Origin of the sequence: Fervidicola ferrireducens (assembly GCF_001562425.1) — a bacterium.
Classification (GTDB): Bacteria; Bacillota; Thermosediminibacteria; order Thermosediminibacterales; family Thermosediminibacteraceae; genus Fervidicola; species Fervidicola ferrireducens.
On record NZ_LOED01000002.1, the window covers coordinates 36237 to 58207 of the forward strand.

Annotated in this window: 22 protein-coding genes and 1 other RNA gene; 1 reads left to right on the forward strand and 22 read right to left on the reverse strand. The window is 45.7% G+C overall.

Annotation, left to right across the window (positions count from 1 at the left end):
• Window positions 1–75 precede the first annotated feature (75 nt).
• On the reverse strand, window positions 76–1458 hold the full coding sequence (scfB, locus tag AN618_RS01240) for a thioether cross-link-forming SCIFF peptide maturase (protein WP_066351362.1): 1383 nt from the start codon (window positions 1456–1458) through the stop codon (window positions 76–78).
• A 127-nt stretch (window positions 1459–1585) separates the two neighbouring features.
• On the opposite strand from scfB, the gene AN618_RS01245 reads away from it, so the two are divergent.
• Complete coding sequence (locus AN618_RS01245; protein ID WP_066351092.1) at window positions 1586–1831, forward strand: FmdB family zinc ribbon protein; 246 nt, start codon at window positions 1586–1588, stop codon at window positions 1829–1831.
• A 48-nt stretch (window positions 1832–1879) separates the two neighbouring features.
• On the opposite strand, the gene rnpB is transcribed toward AN618_RS01245, so the two are convergent.
• The 21 genes from rnpB to rpsU form a co-directional block, all read right to left on the reverse strand.
• Window positions 1880–2223: RNase P RNA component class A (gene rnpB / locus AN618_RS01250), an RNA gene on the reverse strand.
• Window positions 2224–2262: 39 nt separating this feature from the next.
• Window positions 2263–2691, reverse strand: coding sequence for a ribonuclease HI family protein (locus AN618_RS01255; RefSeq protein ID WP_066351093.1), 429 nt, complete (start codon window positions 2689–2691; stop codon window positions 2263–2265).
• 219 nt (window positions 2692–2910) lie between these two features.
• Entirely contained in the window at window positions 2911–4023 is a 1113-nt protein-coding gene (locus tag AN618_RS01260; RefSeq protein WP_066351098.1) for a Nif3-like dinuclear metal center hexameric protein, read from the reverse strand.
• A complete protein-coding gene (locus AN618_RS01265) occupies window positions 4020–4706 on the reverse strand; it encodes a tRNA (adenine(22)-N(1))-methyltransferase (RefSeq protein ID WP_245628344.1) in 687 nt (228 codons plus the stop codon). The genes AN618_RS01260 and AN618_RS01265 overlap by 4 nt, the downstream gene beginning before the upstream one ends.
• Window positions 4707–4757: 51 nt before the next feature.
• Window positions 4758–5822 (reverse strand): RNA polymerase sigma factor RpoD, encoded by a 1065-nt coding sequence (gene rpoD, locus AN618_RS01270; protein WP_066351364.1) that lies wholly within the window; start codon window positions 5820–5822, stop codon window positions 4758–4760.
• 143 nt (window positions 5823–5965) lie between these two features.
• Window positions 5966–7798: a DNA primase gene (dnaG, locus tag AN618_RS01275; RefSeq protein WP_066351103.1), complete on the reverse strand. Its 1833-nt coding sequence runs from the start codon at window positions 7796–7798 to the stop codon at window positions 5966–5968.
• A 188-nt stretch (window positions 7799–7986) separates the two neighbouring features.
• Window positions 7987–8997, reverse strand: a complete 1011-nt coding sequence (locus AN618_RS01280; protein WP_066351106.1) for a deoxyguanosinetriphosphate triphosphohydrolase — start codon at window positions 8995–8997, stop codon at window positions 7987–7989.
• Window positions 8998–9096: 99 nt separating this feature from the next.
• Entirely contained in the window at window positions 9097–11733 is a 2637-nt protein-coding gene (ppdK, locus tag AN618_RS01285; protein WP_066351107.1) for a pyruvate, phosphate dikinase, read from the reverse strand.
• The gene (locus tag AN618_RS01290; RefSeq protein WP_245628333.1) at window positions 11730–12590 is read right to left on the reverse strand and encodes a pyruvate, water dikinase regulatory protein; all 861 of its coding nucleotides are present in this window, start codon (window positions 12588–12590) and stop codon (window positions 11730–11732) included. Before AN618_RS01290 ends, ppdK begins: the two co-directional genes overlap by 4 nt.
• Window positions 12577–13188, reverse strand: a complete 612-nt coding sequence (gene ccpN / locus AN618_RS01295) for a transcriptional regulator CcpN (RefSeq protein ID WP_066351109.1) — start codon at window positions 13186–13188, stop codon at window positions 12577–12579. Before ccpN ends, AN618_RS01290 begins: the two co-directional genes overlap by 14 nt.
• Before the next feature lie 121 nt (window positions 13189–13309).
• Window positions 13310–13909, reverse strand: a complete 600-nt coding sequence (locus AN618_RS01300; RefSeq protein WP_066351111.1) for a stage II sporulation protein M — start codon at window positions 13907–13909, stop codon at window positions 13310–13312.
• An 18-nt stretch (window positions 13910–13927) separates the two neighbouring features.
• Window positions 13928–14674, reverse strand: a complete 747-nt coding sequence (recO, locus tag AN618_RS01305) for a DNA repair protein RecO (protein ID WP_066351115.1) — start codon at window positions 14672–14674, stop codon at window positions 13928–13930.
• Window positions 14675–14690: 16 nt separating this feature from the next.
• Complete coding sequence (locus AN618_RS01310) at window positions 14691–15719, reverse strand: DUF3048 domain-containing protein (RefSeq protein ID WP_066351116.1); 1029 nt, start codon at window positions 15717–15719, stop codon at window positions 14691–14693.
• A 30-nt stretch (window positions 15720–15749) separates the two neighbouring features.
• Window positions 15750–16145: a diacylglycerol kinase gene (locus AN618_RS01315; RefSeq protein WP_066351117.1), complete on the reverse strand. Its 396-nt coding sequence runs from the start codon at window positions 16143–16145 to the stop codon at window positions 15750–15752.
• Window positions 16142–16621, reverse strand: a complete 480-nt coding sequence (gene ybeY, locus AN618_RS01320; protein ID WP_066351119.1) for an rRNA maturation RNase YbeY — start codon at window positions 16619–16621, stop codon at window positions 16142–16144. Before ybeY ends, AN618_RS01315 begins: the two co-directional genes overlap by 4 nt.
• A gap of 2 nt (window positions 16622–16623) precedes the next feature.
• On the reverse strand, window positions 16624–18600 hold the full coding sequence (locus AN618_RS01325) for an HD family phosphohydrolase (RefSeq protein WP_245628346.1): 1977 nt from the start codon (window positions 18598–18600) through the stop codon (window positions 16624–16626).
• A 129-nt stretch (window positions 18601–18729) separates the two neighbouring features.
• Window positions 18730–19707, reverse strand: coding sequence for a PhoH family protein (locus AN618_RS01330; protein WP_187694855.1), 978 nt, complete (start codon window positions 19705–19707; stop codon window positions 18730–18732).
• An 18-nt stretch (window positions 19708–19725) separates the two neighbouring features.
• Window positions 19726–20916 carry a sporulation protein YqfD gene (gene yqfD / locus AN618_RS01335; RefSeq protein WP_066351370.1) on the reverse strand — a complete coding sequence of 397 codons (1191 nt, stop codon included), beginning with the start codon at window positions 20914–20916 and terminating at the stop codon, window positions 19726–19728.
• 16 nt (window positions 20917–20932) lie between these two features.
• A complete protein-coding gene (gene yqfC, locus AN618_RS01340) occupies window positions 20933–21214 on the reverse strand; it encodes a sporulation protein YqfC (RefSeq protein WP_066351122.1) in 282 nt (93 codons plus the stop codon).
• A gap of 107 nt (window positions 21215–21321) precedes the next feature.
• Window positions 21322–21771 (reverse strand): GatB/YqeY domain-containing protein, encoded by a 450-nt coding sequence (locus AN618_RS01345; protein WP_066351124.1) that lies wholly within the window; start codon window positions 21769–21771, stop codon window positions 21322–21324.
• A gap of 22 nt (window positions 21772–21793) precedes the next feature.
• The gene (rpsU, locus tag AN618_RS01350; protein WP_066351127.1) at window positions 21794–21970 is read right to left on the reverse strand and encodes a 30S ribosomal protein S21; all 177 of its coding nucleotides are present in this window, start codon (window positions 21968–21970) and stop codon (window positions 21794–21796) included.
• Between the last annotated feature and the right edge of the window lies 1 nt (window position 21971).

Consider the following 21971-nt stretch of genomic DNA (forward strand, 5'->3'; position numbering starts at 1 on the left):
TTCTTACACGAATCACCATATTTTGTGATTTGGTATTATTGTAATTGCTAGAAAATTGTCGCTTTTTGCACTTCATCAACACAACAATCTGTTTTTTTCACTTTGCATTCCAGCCTTTACAGCAAGGTAAAGCGCGTACTCGATTCTTTTTTTCTGCAAACTGCAGGATATTTTATTGGGTAAATTTAAATCCCCGTTCATCTCGTAATTGTTGGCGCTGCAGCCACCGCTGCAGAAAAACTTGGCCCAACACGATACGCAATCAGGTTTTGCAAGGACGTGGGTATCTTTTAGCTTTTTTATAACATCCTCATCAAGAGTTTTTTCAAAAACGTCGCCCAGAACAAACTCCCTCTTGCCTATGAACTGGTGACACGGGTATATCTCTCCGTCCGGAGTAACTGCGAGGTATTCCCTGCCGGCACCGCACGCCGAAAGCCTCTTTTGCAAGCATGGACCTTTATAAATGTCTATATTGAAGTGATAAAATCTAAACGGATTTTCCCCCGACGTTTTTCTTTTGATGTATTCTCTTGCAATTTCATCGTACTGTCGGTATACGGTTTCCAAATCCCCTTCATCGATCAGAAAATCCCCTTCTTTTCCAACAACCGGCTCGATGGAAATCTCCTCAAAACCGAGGTCAGCCATGTGAATGACATCTTTTGCGAAGTCCAGGTTGTACTTTGTGAATGTGCCCCTGACGTAGTAATCCTTGCCGTCCCTTTTTCTCAGCGCCACCAGTTTTTTTATATTCGAAACAACCCTGTCGTAGCTTCCCGAGCCGTCGGCCCGCACCCGCATCCTGTCGTTTACCATCTTTCTCCCGTCCAAACTCATCACTATATTGTCCATGTTTTTATGCAAATAATCCATTATTTCATCGTCGAGCAGAAGACAATTGGTGGTAACCGTAAAATGGAATTTTTTGTTATATTTGTCTTCCAAACTTCTCGCGTAGGAAACCACATATTTTATGGTATCAAAAGCCATCAAAGGTTCTCCGCCAAAAAAATCCACCTCCAAATTTTTTAGTCCCCCTGATCGTTGTAAAAGGAAGTCTATAGCATTTTTTGCCACCTCTTTGCTCATCAACTGCCGCGCTCCATCGTAATGTCCTTTCGAGGCAAAACAATACCTGCACCTCAAATTGCAATCGTGAGCCACGTTTAGGCAAAGAGCTTTTACGTATTTTTTTTCGTTTAAAAGTTCTACGGCCGGATCAAGGTTCGCTCCCGAAAAAAGGAGGCCCTGAGCTTTTAAAATGTCCAGTTCTTCTATGGCCTCTTCGATTTCCGATTCCGCATATTTCTCCTTTAATTTAGCGATGACATCCTCCGGGGAAAGTTCTTCGTAAAATTTAAGTACATCGTAGACCAGGTCGTCTACTTCGAACACGGAACCGCTGTTTACGTCGAGCACCATTTTCGTGCCCCATATCTGGAACGCATGGACCATTGGCCTTACCAACACTATACCTCTCCCTTCAGAAATTTATTTTATGACGACTTGACAAAGGGAAAAAACCGTTGTATATAATCTCTTGTGAACTCGTGTAAATGTTGCTATAGAGGAGGTGCTACCAATGCCACTTTACGAATACAGGTGTGAAAGGTGCGGCGATTTTGAACAGGAACAGGCTATAACTGAATCCCCTTTAGAAAAATGCCCGACCTGCGGAAATCCGGTTAAGCGTCTGATTAGCCGAAACGTGGGTCTGGTTTTTAAAGGCTCGGGCTTCCATATAACCGATTACGTCCGAAAGGGTTCTGGTGAAACTTCATCGGAAAGCAAGTCCTCCGGTGAATCTTCGGAAAAAAAGGCCGAGTAAAACTTAAAAACTCAAGGCTCAACGCCTTGAGTTTTTCATTTTTATTCAAGGATGAGTAGGTCTGTAAGCCGAGTTCTGTCGAGGATGGTCATCTATCTTGGGTGACAGTTGCCTGACACCTCTAGCGACCACACCCGGGAGCGCGGCGGGCCACCGCATATGCTCCCCTATTTGGTCTTGCTCCAGGTGGGGTTTACATAGCCGGCCAGTCGCCTGACCGCTGGTGAGCTCTTACCTCACCTTTCCACCCTTACCCGGTAAAAGCTTTTACCGGGCGGTATATTTCTGTTGCACTTTCCTTGAGGTCGCCCTCACTGGGTGTTACCCAGCACCCTGCCCTGTGGAGCTCGGACTTTCCTCGGGCACAAACCCGCGACCATCCGACCTACTCATCACCTTTTTGCCGGAAGGACATTATAACATGACTTCGTTTAAATGTCAATAACCTCTTCATCGCCAAGGGCCATGTCAATGCCTTCGTTGGCGAGCTCATCAGCCCTTTTATTGTATTCTCTCCTCACGTGATTTATGCTGAAACTCCTGAACTCTTTCATCAACTGGACCACCTGGGAATAAAGGCGCTTTATCCCTTCATTTTTAATCTGGTACTGTCCGTTTATTTGTTTTACCATGAGCTCGCTGTCGGAAAATACTTCGATTTCTTCGCAGCCCATCTCGAGCGCCTCTTTCAGGGCAATGATAAGAGCCGTGTACTCAGCTATGTTGTTCGTTGTTTGCCCGATGTAGTCGCTCATTTCTTTAACCACGTTACCGTTTTCATCCAACATCACTATGCCAATCCCTGCATCTCCCGGATTTCCCCGGGAAGCTCCGTCTACGTATACTTTTAACCTCTCCATAATACCTCCTGTTACTTATTACTTATGTTGATATGTATTTTACCGCAAATCTCACGATATACTATGCACCTATGGGCGCTCACCCCCTGAAAGCATTGACACAAGCTTGTTGGCGGTTCTTTTTTTATTTTATCAATTTCGGTTATATTTTTCAATCTCTAGGGATTGTATTGTTTTTATATTTTTCTGATTTGAAGATGATTTTCCAGCTTTTATCGTTTAAACAATTTTTATTGGGTCGCCTTCATCATAAACCTCTACCGAAACGTCACTTTCCAGCTCCGCCAGTTCCTTCTTCAAATACTCGGCCAGGAAATTCAATATTATCTTTTCCGTAGAGTAATGCCCGGCATCTATCAAGGCTATACCGGAAGCTTTTGCTTCCTCAGCTTCGTGGTACTTTATATCTCCCGTTATGTAAGCATCGGCCCCCGCAAAAACCGCTTTCGATATAAGACTTCCTCCTGCTCCGCCGCATAAGGCAATTTTAGAAACCTTCCTATTGGGCTCCCCTACCACCCGCAAAAACTCTACTTCAAGTTTTTGTTTGACAATACGGCAGAGTTCCCCTAAGGTCACGGGAGTTTTAAGGTAGCCTATTCGGCCTAATCCGAAAGCACATCCTTCATTTTCCACAGGATAAATATCGTAAGCCACTTCTTCGTACGGGTGGACTTTCAACATTGCATTTAATATTTTTTTGACCCGGGATGCGGGAGCAATGGTCTCGACCCTAACTTCTTCCACCCTTTCCAACTCGCCTTGCCGCCCCAAAAAAGGATTCGAACCCTCTAGAGGTTTGAAAGTCCCGATACCCGAAATATTGAAACTGCAATGGCTGTAATTCCCTATATGTCCGGCACCGGCATCACCCATAGAGTCCCTTACCACTTCCTCGTATCCTTTAGGAACGTATACCACAATCTTTTTTAACGGTTCCTCGAAGGTCTTTTCCAGCACCTCTACCTTTTCAAGTCCTAATTTTTGCGCCAAAAGGTCGTTAATCCCTCCTTTTGCCACATCCAGATTCGTATGGGCAGAATAAATCGCTATATCGTGCTTTATTGCCTCTATAATCATTTTCCCTACTGGTAAATCCTGCCTTACGGAATTCAAAGGTTTGAAAATGAAAGGATGGTGTGAAATAATCAGGTCCACGCCGCTTGAGGCGGCGTATTCTACCACCCCGGGCGTCACTGTAAGGACAACGAGAATCTTTTTTACTTTCGCCGAGCTTGCTCCCACCATCAAACCTACGTTGTCCCATTCTAAAGAAAGCTTTTTGGGAGCGAACTTTTCTATCAAATTAATCACAGTCTGAATACTGATCATTCTTCCAACACCCCTTTTAACAATTCCATCTCCCTAAGCATGGATTCCCTTGCCTTTTTGGCATGCTCGCTGTTTTGGCCTTCCAGTTCCCTCAATTTAATAAAAAGTCGATTGAGGCGCGCTTCAATATATTCAAGTACTTCCGGAGTTCGCTTCTGCTTCAATACGGGACCCAGTATTACATCCTCTTCGCTGAAAAAGCAGGAAGTCCCCTTTTTTACCACCATTATTTCGAAGTACCTTCCCTTGCTGCATACCACGCGTTCTTCCGTTATTTCAAAACAATTCTCAAAAAGGGCCTTCCTCAATCTGTGCGCATTTTTCATGGGCTGAAGTATAATTGCGTAAAGAGAATTCACGATGTCGGGAGATTTTTCCATTATGCTCCATATGGTTTCACCCCCTAAGCCGGCTATAATTGCCACATCAACCTCGCCTGGCTTTAAAGGTTCAAAGCCATCCCCCAGCCGGACATCTATAAAATCGGAAAGACCTGCCTTCTTAACATTTTCTCTGGCCCTCATCCAAGGCCCGTATCTTGCCTCGACTGCAATAACCCTTTGAGCAATACCGTTTTTGACCAGATATATGGGCAAAAGCGCATGGTCGGTTCCAACATCCGAAACACAACTGCCCCGAGGCACCAATCCGGCTATTTCCAGCAATCTCTCGCTCAACTTCATTTTTTTCACCTTTAAGAGCAAATAGTAGAAAAAAGCGGGATTACCCCGCTTTTACTCAAGGAAGTCCTTTAATTTTTTGCTTCTGCTCGGATGGCGCAGTTTTCTCAAAGCTTTGGCTTCAATCTGCCGTATCCTCTCGCGAGTAACGCCGAAAACCTGCCCCACTTCTTCGAGGGTTCTGGGCTTTCCATCGTCGAGTCCGAACCGCAGCCGCAGTACCTTTTCTTCCCGCGGAGTCAAGGTTTCCAGGACATCTTCCAATTGTTCCCGCAACAGCCTGTAAGCCGCGGCATCAGCCGGTGCCTGGGCTTCTTCGTCGGGGATAAAGTCTCCCAAATGGCTGTCTTCCTCTTCTCCTATAGGCGTTTCGAGGGACACGGGTTCCTGGGCTATCTTCATTATCTCCCTCACCTTTTCGACAGGCATTTCCATTTCTTCGGCAATTTCCTCCGGGGTCGGGTCCCTACCCAGTTCCTGCAGGAGCTGGCGCGATACCCTTATCAGCTTATTAATCGTCTCCACCATGTGAACCGGAATTCTGATGGTTCTTGCCTGATCTGCAATGGCTCGGGTTATGGCTTGTCTGATCCACCAAGTCGCATACGTGCTGAATTTATATCCTTTGCGGTAGTCGAACTTTTCCACGGCTTTTATGAGGCCCAGGTTTCCTTCCTGGATGAGGTCCAGAAAAAGCATGCCCCTTCCGACGTATCTTTTTGCTATGCTGACAACAAGCCTGAGGTTTGCTTCTGCAAGACGCCTTTTGGCCTCCTTGTCGCCCTTTTCTATGCGTTTTGCCAGCTCAATCTCTTCTTCCGGCGTGAGGAGCGGTATTTTGCCGATTTCCTTTAAATACATCCTGACAGGGTCATCTATAGCCACACCTTCGGGAACAGACAGGTCCAGCTCTTCCGGGGGAATATCTTCAAGCAAAGATTCCGGTATATCATCGTTATCGTTTATAATCTCGATTCCCATTTCCTCGAAGGATTCATATATCTTATCTATTTGATCGGCATCTAGATCTTCAAAATCCGCCAAGGTGTCCATTATTTCCTTGTAAGTTAACGCTCCCGTCTTTTTACCTTTTTCAATGAGTTCCTTTACAGCTTTCATCTTATCGGCCTTTTTACTCTGCTTCGTCTTTTTTTCCTTTTCTCTCTCTTTCTCTTTTTCTTTTTGTTGTTCCTTATCCTGTTCCTTTACCTGGTCCTTTTCCTCTTCGACCTTAACCTTTTCGGTTTCCTTTTCCGTTGCCATCAGATTCCCCCCTTCCTAGTAAGGTCTGACTTAAGTTGTTCTATTTCGTGCTTTAACCGGTGATAGGTTGAAAGAAGGTTAAGAGCTTTTTTTATTTCTCCCACTTTCTCCGCCCGTTGGATTTCACTCCTTATCTTCTTTATCGCTAATTTTAAGTAATTTTCCTTTACCCGGTTGATCAACTCGTCTACCATCTCTTCATCCTGCTTTTCGTTCGCCATTAGTATGTTGGCCAGTTCTGCCGCAGCGTCAGGATCATCTTTCAACTTCACGGCCACATCTTTAGGCGTTACGGATTCGTTTTTCTGGACCATTTCGAACACCGCGGCAGCAATTTTTCTGTGCCTCAAATCTATGAAATTGTAAGCTGTCAATCTCTCCATAACCTTCTCCCTTACTCCATCATCCTCTATCATCATTTTTAAAAGATTTCTTTCCACCTTGTGAAAACCCGACATAATTTTTATTTTTGTCAATTCTTTATTATTATCCCTTAATTGGCTGTTTTTATACTTTAAGCCAATGTTTGGCATAACCGATTGGGTTCTTATTTTATTTACATCTTCATAAAGTGCATTCTTGGGGATATTTAGCTCCCCGGAAATCTTTTGAACATAAAGCTCTCTTTCCACACCGTCTTCTATTTCCGCCAAAATTAATACGGCCCTCTTTATAAATTTTAGTTTTCCATCTTGAGATTTTAAGTCAAGGCCCTTTTTTGCCGAATTGAGCCTGTAATCGATAAAATTTTGCGCTGATTTAACTAACTCTTCAAAAGCCTCTTTCCCTCTCGCTTTTATGAACTCGTCGGGGTCCTTGCCTTCGGGTAGGTCTATCACTTTTACCCGCAATCCCTCTTTTACAAGAACTCCGATACCCCTCAGCGTTGCAGCCTGACCCGCCGCATCGGAGTCGTACGCAATAGCGACCTCATCGGTATATCGTTTCAAAGTTTTTGCCTGCTGTTCGGTCAGCGACGTTCCAAGGGATGCCACTGCCTGCGTAAATCCATGCTGGTGCAGCGTTATGCAGTCCATATATCCTTCTACCAAAATGATAGGCGATTGTCCTTTATTTATCATGGGCAATCCGTAAAGATGTTCTCTCTTGTTAAAAACAGGAGTTTCAGGCGAATTAAGGTATTTCGGTTCCCCTTTATCCAAGATTCGCCCCCCGAAACCCACTACACTTCCCGTTACATCTTTAATAGGGAAAATAATCCTGTCTCTAAATCTATCGTAAAAGCCCTTCCCGGAACTTTTCGGAATTACCAATCCGGCTTTTAAAAGCGCGTCCTCTCCTATTCCCTTCGAGCGCATGAAATTTATAAGCCCGTCCCAGGCCGGTAAAGCATAACCCAAATTGAACCTTTCTACCGTCTCCGCAAGAATCCCTCGACTTGACAGGTAATGCCTTGCCCTTTCCGCTTCCGTTGTCTTCAGGAGGTTGTAATGGTAGTATTCGGCAGCCATTTTGTTTATCTCTAGAATTTCCCTCTTTAACTTGAAGGCTTCCGATACCTTTCCTAACGTTTCCTCCTCTGGCAGCTTTATTCCCACCCTTTCTGCCAGCCACCTCAAAGCCTCCGGGAAGGTCCAATTTTCCTTTTTCATCAGGAAGGTAAAAACATTGCCTCCCACTCCGCAACCAAAACAGTAAAAAAGCTGTTTTTTAGGACTTACATTAAACGAGGGCGTCTTTTCTGAATGAAAAGGGCACAGCCCCACGTAATTTTCGCCGCGTTTTTTAAGCGAAACATAATTCGACACTATTTCGACAATATCTGCCCTGTCTTGAACTTCTTTTATAATTTCTTCGGGATAGAGGCCCATCGTGCCCACCTGCCTAATTCAAAAAAAATCTCCCCCTGTCTTTTTTAAAACAGCACAATCCGGGGTAAGACCCATTAAAAAAGCCGTTTTATGGAAAAAAAATAATATGAGCTTGGCTTTTGCATAAAGATTATTCTACATCAATAGGAGATATTCCTTCTTTTTAACCAAAAATTAATTTTTTCTATTTATTTACTAGCATTTATGGGCCAGGATGAGGGCACAAAAATCTCCCTGAACTTGTGAACAGCGAAGCTGTCGGTCATCCCTGCAATGTAATCGCATACCCCCCGCTCGATTCCCTCTTTTTGAGCAATCGCGACGAATTCTTCCGGCATCGATTCGACATTTTTTGAAAAGTACTCGAAAAGCAACTCCAGCATTTTTTGAGCCTTTATTTCCTGGGATTTGGCACTGGACCCTACGTATACCCTTTCAAAAAGAAAGCTCCTCAACTCCACCGTCGCCTCGTAAACTTCCTCGCTCATTTTGACAAAAGGTTTCCCATAACTTTCTTTAATTATATCCTTTATCATCGTATCTATGCGCAGAGCATGACTCTTCCCGAGGACACCTATCGGTTCTCTGGGCAAGTCGGTTTCTCTGAGTATCCCCGCCCTTATCGCATCATCAATATCGTGATTTATATAGGCTATCCAATCGGCTATTTTTACCACCTGTCCTTCCAGCGTCGCGGGATTTCCCCGGCTGTTGTGATTTCTTATACCGTCCCTCACCTCCCAGGTCAGATTCAGTCCGCTTCCGCGCTCAAGAACATCAACCACCCTCAGACTTTGTTCTTCGTGCCTGAAGCCATCTTTCATGAGCCTGTTTAACACGTATTCCCCCGAATGCCCGAAAGGGGTATGGCCCAGGTCATGCCCCAAAGCAATTGCCTCGGTCAGATCTTCGTTCAACCTCAGCGCCCTCGATATAGTTCTGGCTATCTGTGCAACTTCCAGAGTATGGGTTAATCTGGTTCTGTAATGGTCTCCTTCTGGGGATATGAAAACCTGGGTCTTGTGTTTCATTCGCCTGAAAGCCTTGGAATGGAGAATCCTGTCCCTATCCCTTTGGAACTCGGTTCTGACGCTGCACTTTTCCTCCGGCACCAGTCTCCCCCTGCTTTTGCTGCTCAGCGTTGCGTAAGGAGAAAGCGTTTTAATTTCCTGTTCTTCGGTCATCTCTCTTATATTCATAAAGACGCCCTCCGTTCTAATTCAAAAATAAACCTTTTCAAACATTATTTTATTAAAAAAATTAAAAAAAGAGGAGCTTTAAAGCCCCTCAAAAGAGTTTCATTTTTTCTTGAGCACCGCGTGAGCCGCCGCCAGCCTTGCTATCGGAACCCTGTAAGGTGAACAGCTCACATAATCCAAACCTATCTCGTGACAGAATTCTATGGAATTAGGCTCCCCTCCGTGTTCTCCGCATATTCCCACCGCAAGGTTTTCCTTCACTTTCCTCCCCAGCTCCACTGCTGTCTTCATAAGGGTCCCAACCCCTTTCCGGTCAAGGACGATAAAGGGGTCTTCCTGCAGGATTTTCTGGTTTATATACTGAGGAAGGAATTTGGCTTCCGCATCGTCTCGGCTGAAACCGTAAGTTGTTTGAGTCAGGTCGTTGGTTCCGAAGGAGAAAAAGTCGGCGTATTCGGCTATTTCATCGGCGGTAATGCAAGCCCTTGGTATTTCTATCATGGTCCCTATACTGTACTCTACCTTTACTCCCTCTTCGTCCATCACCTGAGAAGCTACGTTTTCCACGAGCTTCCTCAACTGCTTTAATTCGTTGGCATTGCTGACCAACGGTATTTCAACTTCGGGTATAACCTTGACGCCTTTTTTGGCCAGATTGCACGCCGCCTGGAAAATCGCTCGAACCTGCATTTCGTAAATTTCCGGATATAAAATCCCCAGCCGGCAACCCCTCAAGCCCAGCATGGGATTGAATTCCCTGAGCGCTTTTACCTTTTTCAACATTTCCTGCTTTTCCTTAAGGCCATCCATATCGCCCTTAGCCTTCAGCTGTGCAATTTCATCGACAAGTTCTTCGGCATCCGGCAAAAACTCATGAAGTGGCGGATCCAAAAGTCTTATCGTCACCGGCAAATCGTGCATAGCTTCGAGGATGCCTTCGAAATCCTGCCGCTGGAAAACGAGAAGTTTTTCTAATGCTCTTTCCCTTTCTTCCCTAGTAGTTGCCATAATCATTTGCTGAACAATGGGCAGGCGATCCTGTCCCATAAACATATGCTCGGTCCTGCAAAGGCCGATGCCTTCAGCACCGAAATCCCGGGCGAGCTTTGCATCTTGCGGCGTATCGGCATTAGCCCTAACGGAAAGCCTTCTTATTTCATCGGCCCACTTTAAGAGTTCTCTGAATTCTTCCGAAAGCACGGGGTCAATCATGGGCACCTCTCCGAGCATAACCTTGCCCGTAGAACCGTCTATCGAAATTATATCGCCCTTCTTTACAACCAGCTCGCCTACCCTGAATTCCTCGTTTTTGTAATCTATCGAAAGCGCCTCGCAACCGCATACGCACGGCTTACCCATGCCGCGCGCAACCACCGCCGCATGGCTGGTCATGCCTCCGCGGCTTGTCAACACTCCCTGAGCCATGACTATACCGTGGATGTCGTCGGGAGTTGTCTCCGTCCTGACCAAAATCACCTTGTGGCCCTGCTGTCCTAAAGTTTCGGCTTCGTCGGGTGAAAAGACCACCTGACCTGACGCTGCTCCCGGAGAGGCGGGCAGCCCTTTGGCTATCACTTCCACTTTAGCGTTGGGATCTATCCGCCTGTGTAAAAGCGAAGTCACATGCTCGGGCGACACCCTGAGTACGGCTTCTTCTTTGGAAATGAGCCCCTCTTTTACCATGTCCACGGCAATTTTTACCGCCGCCTCTGCCGTTCTCTTGCCACTGCGGGTTTGAAGAAGGTAGAGTTTGCCTTTTTCCACGGTGAACTCAATATCCTGCATATCCCTGTAGTGCCTTTCGAGGAGGCTGCAAACATCTTCCAACTGCTTGTAAACATCGGGCATGATGCTTCTTAGTTCTTTTATATTTTTAGGCGTCCTAATCCCCGCCACCACATCTTCTCCTTGTGCGTTCAGCAAAAACTCCCCGTAAATTTCTCTTTCCCCGGTGGAAGGATTTCTGGTAAAAGCCACGCCGGTCCCCGAATCTTCGCCCATGTTTCCGAAAACCATTGCCTGGACGTTAACTGCGGTACCGAGGTCGTCCGGTATTTTGTTTATTTTCCTGTAAACAATAGCCCGCTGGTTGTTCCAGGAACGAAACACCGCTTCAACGGCCATCACGAGCTGATCTTTCGGGTCCTGGGGAAATTGGCGGCCTGTATGTTTTACTACCAAATTCTTGTATGATTCCAAGACCTCTTGCCAGTCTTCGGCCGTAAGGTCGGTATCGTAATTGATGCCCTTTTTATTCTTGACAGAACTTATAATTTCCTCGAATCTTTCATGTTCTACATTGAGAACCACATCGGCGAACATCTGTATGAACCTCCGGTAACAGTCGTAGGCAAAGCGCCTGTCACCGGTTGAACGGGCGAGTCCCTCCACTGTGGCATCGTTCAGTCCCAGATTGAGTATGGTATCCATCATACCCGGCATCGAAACCGGCGCTCCCGACCTGACCGAAACCAAAAGAGGATTGTCGGAGCTACCGAACTTCTTGCCGGTCGTTTCTTCCAGACTCTCAAGAGCTTCGAAAACCTGCTCGATGACCTCTCCGGGAATTTTTCCTCCTTCCTGGTAGTACCTCGTGCATGCCTCGGTCGTCACGGTAAAACCTGGCGGTACGGGCAGGCCGATGTGCATCATTTCCGCAAGATTGGCTCCCTTTCCTCCTAGCAGGTTCTTCATCGAAGCCCTGCCTTCGTTGAATTTATAAACGTATTTGGTCATCGGTCTTCCCCTCTCCTTATTATCTCGAGTATTCTGGCCGCCACTTCTTCCACCGCCTTGTTGGAAACATCTATCCTGTGGCAGCCTATTTTTTTCATTATTTCGTCGGCATACTCCAATTCTTTCAATATCCTCTCCATACTCGCATAGGTGGCATCGCTGCTTAACCCCAGAGCTTTCAGCCTTTCCTGCCGGATCTTGTACAGTATTTCGGGTTGTATGGTAAGACCCACGACGTTTTTGGGGTCGAGCTGAAACAATTCTTCAGGAGGAGATACTTCCGGAACAAGCGGTAGATTGGCTACTTTAAGCCTTTTGTGGGCGAGGTACATGGAAAGTGGCGTCTTTGAAGTCCTGGAAACTCCGATAAGCACCACATCGGCTTTTGCAAGCCCCCTCGGGTCCTTGCCGTCGTCGTACTTTACCGCAAATTCTATCGCTTCTATCTTCTCAAAATAATCTTCGTCCACCCTTCTTACCAGACCCGGCTCTAGCTTCGGCTTTATATTGGTTATCCTGGAAACTATATCCATCATGGGCCCCATTATGTCCAAAATCGGTATGTTATTGGCTTCGGCAAGCTCCAACAATTTTTTTCTAATTTCCGGAAGCACCATGGTGCATACTATCGCGCTATTTTTATATTTTTTTGCCTCCTCCACTACTTCCACCACATCTTCTTCTTCGGTTACATAAGGGTACCTTCTGATTTCCACATGACCGGAATTGAATTGCACGGTGGCGGCTTTTGCTACTAATTCCGCCGTTTCTCCGATAGAATCTGATACGGCAAAAATAACTGGTCCTTCCACCTTAACTATTTTGAATCCCCCCTTTAAATTATTAATCTTTGCCAAGCTCTACGAAAAGCTTAGTGATGGTTGTCTTCGTAACCTTTCCCACGACTTCGTACTTTTGCTTGCCGTCGACTTCCTTGGGCCTTATCACCGGCAGAGCATCCACCTGATGTTCGACGATTTTTCTCGCCGCATCGTAGGCACTTTCATCCAACGTCACAGTAACCAAATTCGGCATCCTCGTCATTACCACGCTTACGGGTACCTGCTTTATGTCCGCATTTCCAATGGCTATCTTCAAAAGGTCTTTCCGCGAGACCACGCCGCAGAGGCTTCCATCTTCCTGGACCACGAAAAGGGTCCCCACGTCCTCCAAAAAAAGCGTTACTATTGCATCATATACCGAAGTTTCTTCTCTTATTACCACCGGTACGGCTTTTATCTCGCTGACCTTTATGCTTCTTATTTTCTCCGAAATCAGGCCTTTCGGATTTTTGCCCGCATAAAAATATCCCACTCTCGGCCTTGCTTCGAGAATTCCGGCCATGGTAAGTATTGAAAGGTCAGGCCTCAAAGCTGCCCGTGTAATATTGAGCTTCGCTGCAATTTCCTCACTTGTAATAGGTTCGTGTTTCTTCACGATATCGACTATCAACATCTGTCTTGGTGTTAATTCTATTTGTCCTCCCTCCCTTCCAACATATAACCGAAAAAGTATCTCATATTAGGAATGTCACTAATAAAGTATATCACATTTGCCTTAAAAAGTATATATTATTTTATCTGTAAAACGGGCTCAAGATTAAGGGAGTCACAACCGCTTCTATAAGTGCAGCTATTAAAAGCACCGGAATCAAGATGCCGAGAGCTAGAATACCTTCCTTTAAATTTTCCTTCAGTATCTTGATCCTGCTTTTCCCCTTTGAAAACAAAAGCTCCGCCCCGGTCTTTAATCCGAAAGCGGCACCCGTCAAAATAGCAGGGAGTTCCAAAATCCCGTGGGGGAGCATGCCGGCCAGGAAAAAATAAAGCGACTGGCCGTGATAAAAGTTCAGGGCCAGCACCACTCCCACCACAAATCCATTGAAAACCAAGGCAGAAAAGGGAACTATTCCAAAAGCGATGCCCCCGAAAATCATGACGAGAAGCGCCCTTGCGTTGTTCTGGAAAATGTATCCCGCTACAGAAAGTTTGCTGGCTCTTTCCATCTTCTCGCTAATTTCAAGCAGGTTTCCCAGTAACTTATCCAGATTCTCCAGAAAGAATACCGGATTTTGCCAGAATACCAGCCATCCCAGAAAACAGCCCGTCAAAAAAATTAACGATGCAAAAAACACATAAACGGCTTTTCCTCTAAACGAATCCAAAACGGCTTTCAAAATATATCCTCCCCTATTTCATAGTATGGATATATCTTCCAAAAAGCTCAAAGTTCGGGGTTTTCGCTCCAACTGATGCAAAACGAAATTTAAAATTACTTCTTTCAACTCATTTTTTACGTCTTGAGTCACTTTAAGTTCAGCTAATTCCTCAAATCTTTTTTTTAAAATGTGTTTCATCACCGACAGTGTTTCATTTGAAATTCTAATTGCCTTTTCATCCTTATTTTTGCACTTTTCGCAAAGGATTCCACCTGAAAGCGAACTGAACCACACCTTTTCCATTCTTTTTTCACCGCAATTTACACAACAAAAAATCTGAGGCTTAAACCCCTGCAGGGCCATCAGTTTCAGTTCAAACACCCTTGCCATAACCTGCAGGTCTTCCCATACCTGCAACAAAAACAGCGTCTTTAAAAAAAACCGAAAAACTTCTTCGCTTTTATCGCATTCCCGGGTCGATATGCGAAGGAGTTCTGCAAAATAAGCCCCGTACGCCATCCTGTCCAAATCTTCCCTTATTTTAAAAAAGGATTCCTTAAGCTCGCACTGGCTTACGGAATCCAAATTTTTCCCTTCAACCAGGAGAAATTTGCTGTAGGAAAAAAGTTGCGTGCCGGCCAGCAGGGGACTTCTAGGCCGCCGAACCCCTCTTGCCACCGCATGTATCTTGCCCCTTTCCGGCGAAAAAAGGGTCAATATCCTGTCGGCTTCCCCCAAATCCCTGTAACCGACCACAATGGCTTCGGTAGTATAAACGCCCATTCTGGTTACCTCTCTTTTAGTTAAGGTTCAACTTTATTTCGGCCTGAACCGGCAGTATTTGAATCCAGGTGTTCCCCGGCTTTAGCTTTAATTCTCTACCATCTTCTGTGGTGTACCTAGTCTTTGCAAACCGGGAAGCTTTTTCCCAATTGATATAAGTACATTTTCCATCGCTTATGTAATAGCCCGTACCTGAACCCGTCGTTTTTATCGCAAGCCTGCCTTCCGAATCAATTACGCGGGTATCCATAAACTGTACGATGACATTTTTAACGGCAATGGGGTCGCCGGTTTTCCGGTCGACATGAGGTTCATCGTTTATGTACCTTATATACGCCCGTTTTTCTTCATCGTACGCGTACTTTACCCTGTAATTCCGGTAATAATCAAGCTCAAATTCCCGGAGAGGGCCGGGAGCGCTATTTTCTTCGCCGATAAAATCCCACCCGTCCAGTTTAACCGTTCTGAGGTATCCGCGTTTTTCGGCGGTTTTCATGATATTTTGAGTGCTGGTGTACGCGTTGTGTGGGGGTTTGCGGGTCCTGTCCCTCCAGAAGGTGACGTTGTCGTATATGCCATCTATATTGTCGATATTGCCGTATTTTTTCAGGTCGGAGTAAGCTTGAGGGCTCCCTCCGTAATGGATGTAAAGAGCATCATATTCCATAGCAAAATCTATAAAATAAGGGCGGGCACTCCTGACCGGCCCTATTTCTTCGGCATCCTCACCCAGGTAAACGGCGAGAAACCTGGTGATGCCGCCTTCCGTTAAGATTTCGTATACTACATCGGCTTTATCTAGGCCCGATTGGGGCCTTGCGCTTTTTTCGTTTTCTACCATAACTGCGAATGGCCTCCTGCCCTCTCTCTCCTTCGCCATCGAAAGGCCCGTCAACGGGTTTTTGGCCGCAGGCGGTGCTGTTACCGACTGGCGTATTTGTTCCCCTGCTTTTTCATTTTTTACTTCCCTCGTCTGGGTCTTGCTGCAGCCCGGAAGCCAAAGAATAAAAAAGGCCAAGAGCAGGGTCAAAATCTTCTTATTCATTCAAAGACCCCCATTCCCGTATGGGACTGGCTACCGCCCGAGTATCAGCCTTTGAATTCCCAAAAGGAGGTTATAAAGCTCGTCGAAAAAGATCACATAGCCTATTATAATGGCATTTAACACCGCAACCAGCACCGCCCCCGCCGCCACATTCTTCGCTATTCTGGCCAGCGGGTGGAACTTCTCCGTTATCATGTCGACGGCGGTCTCCACGGCCGTATTTATCATCTCCGCAATTATGACCAGAGCCGTAGCGAAAACCACCGCCACCATTTCCATTTCCTCGAGGTTGAGATACTTGCTAAAAATCATTACCAGTAAAGCCGCCAAAAAGTGGATTCTCATGTTTCTCTGGGTTTTCAGGGAATAAATAACTCCCGAAATGGCGTATATGAAACTCTCGAAAAGGGTCCTGCTCTTTTTCATAGCCCGGACTCCTCGCGGGGAAGCCCTAAAGCTCTAAGAGTTCTTTCCTCCTTTTCCCTCATAACTTTCCTTTCCTCTTCATTTTCGTGGTCGTAACCCAGAAGGTGCAACGTGCCGTGCACAATCAGGTAAATGACCTCCCTTTCAAAAGAATGGCCGTAAATGTTTGCCTGTTCTTCGGCCTTTTCGAGGGAAACCACGATATCGCCGAGTAATCGTTCGATTTCCTCGTTTTTATCCATAAGGCTTTCCTCACCAATAGGAAAGGACAATACGTCCGTCGGCGCATCTTTCCCCCTGTAGGTTTTATTTAATTCGCGAATATAAGCATTATCCACCAAAGCCACGCTCACTTCTACTTTAGTATCCGCCCCTTCCAAATTCAGCGTAAGCTCGACTGCTTTTGTTATCAATTCTTCCAATCCCCGGTCGACTTTTATTTTATCCTGCAGGTCGTTTATAATCACTTGGGCCAACTTCAACCCTTCCTTTCTAGTTCTTTCAATTTTTCCGGATATTCTATGCGGGTGTGGAAAATGCCGGTTAGAACTTTGGAAAAGGCTGCGGCAATTTTGTCGAGGTCCTTCAACGTCAGGTTGCTTTCGTCCAACTGACCATCGGCCAGTTTCTCTTTTATTATCTGCCTTATCAGTCCCTCTATTTTCCCAGGGGTTGGTTTGGTCATGGAGCGCACGGCAGCTTCCGCCGAATCGGCCAGCATCACAATGGCGGCTTCTTTGGTTTGCGGCTTGGGACCGTCGTAGCGAAAGCTGCTCTCCCCTATTTTTTTCTCCTCATGATTGTCCAGGGCTTTTTTATAAAAATAAGTTAAGAGCGAAGTGCCGTGGTGCTGAGCTATGAAGTCCTGAATGACCGGCGGCAATTTATACTGCCGGGCTATTTCAAGTCCATCCTTCACGTGGGAAGTGATTATGAGGGCGCTGAGCGTTGGATTCAACTTGTCGTGAGGATTATCTGAGGTCAGCTGGTTTTCTATGAAAAAATAAGGTCTTTTTAGCTTGCCTATATCGTGGTAGCTCGCTCCAACCCTCGCCAGCAGAGCATCGCCCCCCACGGCTTCAGCAGCGGCTTCCGCGAGATTCCCCACTATTATGGAATGGTGATAGGTGCCTGGAGCCTCCAGCAGCAGGCGGCGAAGAAGGGGTTGATTGGGGTTGGAAAGTTCCAGAAGCCTTACGGATGTTGTTATGCCAAAAGAATTTTCCAGAAAAGGAAGTAGACCTATGGTTAAAATTGAAGACAAAAACCCGTTCGCTATTCCCCAAAAACTTTGCCTCGCAATGTCAAGGAGCGAATTGTTGTTCAGAAATCCAAAGCCGAAGATTATGAGGAAATTGGCAAGTCCCACCAAGCCGCCGGCTTTGGTCAAATCGCCCCGCTGCATGACCTTTTTTGTGAAATACGTCCCCATAAGGCCGCCTACCAGGGCGACCAGCGCGCTGGCAAAGTCGTTTCCCAGGAGCACGCCGACGGCTATTGACATCACGAAACTTGCCGTAACGGCGATATGCGGATTTATCAGTATGGATATCAGCATGCTCCCCGCCGAAACGGGCACGAGAAAATTCGATATCGTCTTGAAAACCGTCGATATGAAAAGGGTTGTTATTATGACTATAGCCAGCAATCCCAGGTACGGCACGTTTTCGAAAACGTCTCGGTGAAAGAGGTATATTTCAACGGCCAAGATAAATTCCAGAATCAATACAAGTACGGCAATCCCAAAGGCCATTTTAAAGTATGAGGAATTGTCCTGGGAAAGAAGCCCCAATTCTTTCAAAAGTTCCAGCTGCTCCTGTGTCACCGGTTTCCCCTTTTCGATAAGCACCTGCCCTTTCGTAATTTTCACCGGCGCAACAGTTTCCATAGCCGCTTTCTGTTCTCGCTCCGTGGCTTCTTCGTCAAAAATCATATTGGGCCTTATCACCGAAAAAGCTATATCTTCCCCCGCGCTCTTTACGGGTTCGGGAAGGCTTACTTTTTTGAATTCTTCTATGATCAGCGCTTTTGCCCTATCGATAGATTCTTCCTTAATCCCGTCATTCATGACAGTTTCAATAACCGCTTTGGTGACGGTCTCCAGCTCCCTAAGTTCGGAATCGCTCAAATTTAGCATTACCGAATAGGTTTCATCGGAAAAACCGTTGGATATCACTGCCTTTAACATCTTTATCTTGTCTGATTCGCCCATGTCTCTGGCCCTTACATCCCTTACGCCGGTGAATATCTCCGCAACTTTCCCCTTGACTTCTTTCGTCACGTTCTGGTCTAAGGTGTACTTTTTGGGCACGGAATTGGCCGCAGCCACCTGGAGTTTGCGGGTCGCAACGGTGTCAATGGCATCTTTGTGCGCCACGATATCTTCCTGAACTATATCGCCTACTTTCAGGTCGTATTTTTTCGGGAATGTATTTGCGAGCATGAGAGCAACCATTGCCAAAAAAAATGCGACTCCCACCATTGCTCTTTGGAAGGCGCAGTTAGAAAGTAATTTATTATTCTGTTTTATTGTCCTCATTCTAGACCAGCCGCGTCTTAAAACAACCGACACAGGACCAGCCCCTCACTGAATTTTTCGGCTTTCCTCGTACCTTTCGTAAGCCTTTATTATCTTCTGTACCACTTCGTGGCGCACCACATCTTTGTCGGTAAGGTAAATGAATTCTATCCCTTCGATGCCCTTTAGTATGAGCTGAACCTCCTCCAGGCCCGAATATACTCCTTTTGGGAGGTCCACCTGGGTTACATCGCCCGTAATCACCGCCTTAGAACCGAAACCGAGGCGGGTAAGGAACATTTTCATCTGTTCTGAAGTGGTATTTTGAGCCTCGTCCAAAATTATAAAGGAGTCGTCCAGGGTCCTCCCCCTCATGTAAGCCAAAGGTGCTACCTCTATGATTCCCTTTTCCATATACCGCTGAAAAGTTTCCACCCCTAATATATCGTAAAGGGCATCGTAAAGGGGTCTTAAATAAGGATTCACCTTTTCCTGAAGGTCTCCCGGCAAAAATCCCAGTTTCTCCCCAGCTTCCACCGCCGGCCGCGTGAGAATTATGCGGCTGACTTCCCTCTCCTTCAGGGCCGTAACCGCTAGTGCCATGGCGAGATAGGTTTTACCCGTACCCGCCGGGCCGATGCAAAATACTATATCGTTTCGCTTCACCGCCTTAACGTATAGCTTTTGACCTATAGTTTTGGGCTTTATCGGCTTTCCGCGGTGGGTTACGCAGATTACATCGTCATAAAGGTCGGTAATCTTTTCCTCCTGCCCTTCCTTCGCAAGTTTTGAAAAGTACCTGATGTCGGACGAGGTCAAGGAATTTCCTCCCTTTAAAACTTTTATCAGCTGGAAGAGAAGCTTTTCTACTGCCCCGACATTTTCTTTTTCGCCCAATATAAGGATTTCTCCATTTCTTGTTATTATTCGCACATCAAACTCTTTTTCAATGAATTTAATATTTTCATCCCTGCTCCCGAAAAGCTCCGCAACGGTCTTTATATTGTCTATGGAAACTTTGGCCTCGGCCAGATTTTTACCCAATAAAACATCCTCCTTTATTTATTCAATCTCTTTTTCAATTCCAATGTCCTCTATGACTTCCAGCGTCAAAGTTCCCACAACCACCTGTTTTTCCGGATTTAAAGTGAATTCCACCTTTTTTTGAACTATCTGAACTCCCCCGGGAAGTATTTTGAGCTTTTCCGCTAGCCTCCTGTTCGCCTCCTGTGAAGCTCCCTCCACTCCAAGAAATCGCTTTTCCTCCTTTACTTCCCTGTAAAGGACCGGGTTAAAGCTCACACTTCCGAAAGCCGGAGGAATGATGTATCTCACCTTCAAGTCTTCCTCCTCGTAACTTGAGAAGTTCACCTCTCCCAGTTGAAAATATAACTCCCTATTACCCAATCTAATTTTATATGCTTTTTTGACCCTGCCGGTATACGTCTTTACAGATTCCACCAGAGGCACTTCCACCGATTCCCTATACCACACCCTGGCTTTTACAATGCCCTTTGCCCTCACAAGCAGCTTCTTTTCCTCACCGTCTCCTCCTGCCAGGGATACGCTGCCGGATATCAGCACATCCCCTTTGCTTACAGTATCTCCAGGCTTTACCACGGCCTCTCCCCTCAAAGGGAGCACTTCCTCGATTATACCGTCCTTCGCAGCTACGATGTGGCAGGGAGTACCTTCTTCCACTTCGGGCGGCATTTCCCTTTCTACTACTTCCACTATTACCCTGCTACCCCTTATTTCTATTTCCGCCCAGGAAACGTTTTTATAGTTAAGGAGTATTTTATCAAGAAAATATTTTTTGTCAAGATTGTGTTTAAATATACCGGGCTTCAGCCCCCATCGTTCTAAATCTTTTAAAACCGAATTTTTTAGCGTTTCATTCTGAGTGTTTACCTCCACGCTCCATACTATAGACGAGAGCATGTAAATTGCAGCAACAAAAAATATAATACCCAGCAATAATACCTTGCGCTTTCTTAATCTGTTCAAGGAGAAATACAGACCCCTCTTTTGCAAAATATAAATCCTGCACCTGGTTTTTCGCGCAAGTGACCGGAGTTTAAAAAATCCGCGGACGCTGACCTTCGCCAAAAGCGTATTTTCTTCAAGCCGCCTTATGTCCCAAAGATAAAGGCCATGAAAGGCCGCTTGGTTTATCAGTCTTTCTCCGTACCGCCCTACTATTTTTATAATAACATATCCCCGCAAACAATTCCATAACTTTATGATCAGCACCTTTTTCCCTCCGAGGTCATTCTTCAAACTCGACGGCCCTAACTTTTCCCTCCACAAAAATCTCGTCAGCCAACACGTATTTTATAAAGAGTCCCTCTCCTCTTATCACGAGAAGCCCGATGGAAGTATTTATTGAAACTTTTTCCGGACCGTATTCGATAATTCCTCTGTGATTTTCTATCAATACGCCGATCTTTCCGGTAACGGTGACCCGAGGAAGGTCGAGAACCACATCCTTTGGAAGGTCGAGAGCTTCTATAAATTTTGACTTCAGTCCTTCTTTTTGACTCCTTTTCATAAGCATCCTTCTCAACAATAATTTCTTTTTAAAATTTATTCTTGAAAGATACGTTTAATTACAAATCGAAGCCCGCACAAAAAATAAATAACCCGGCTTTTGCCGGGTTATTGGCTTTGAAGCAGCTTTTTCACTATGGCGTTTACGGCCTTGCCCTCGGCCCTCCCTTTCACCTGCGGAAGAACTGCTTTCATAACCATCCCCAAATCCTTTAAATCTTTGGCGCCAATTTCCGATATGGTCTTTTTAACTATTTCTTCCAATTCTTCCTCGGTAAGCTGCAGGGGGAGGTATTCCTGTAAAATTTCAATCTCTCTTTGCAGTTCATCGGCCTTATCACTACGCCCTAATCGTTCGTATTCCTCCTTGGCATCTTTTCGCTTTTTAACTTCTCTTGAAATGACTTCGATTACCTCGTCATCGTTCAATTCGTGCATGCGATCCTTTTCCTCGTTTATTATAGCCGCTTTTGCCATCCTTATAACGGACAGGCGCTCCTTTTTGCCTTCTTTCAAGGCTTTCTTTAAATCCTCATTCAATTTTTCCTTAATAGACAATGGACTTTACCTCCTCGAAACCTTACCGGTGTTTTCTCCGGCGTGCCGCTTCAGACTTTTTCTTTCTTCTGACGCTGGGCTTTTCGTAGTGTTCCCTCTTTCTCAGTTCAGAGAGCACACCGGCTTTCTGGCACATGCGCTTGAACCTTTTTATGGCGTTGTCTATGGATTCGTTTTCCCCAACGCGTACTTCTGGCATC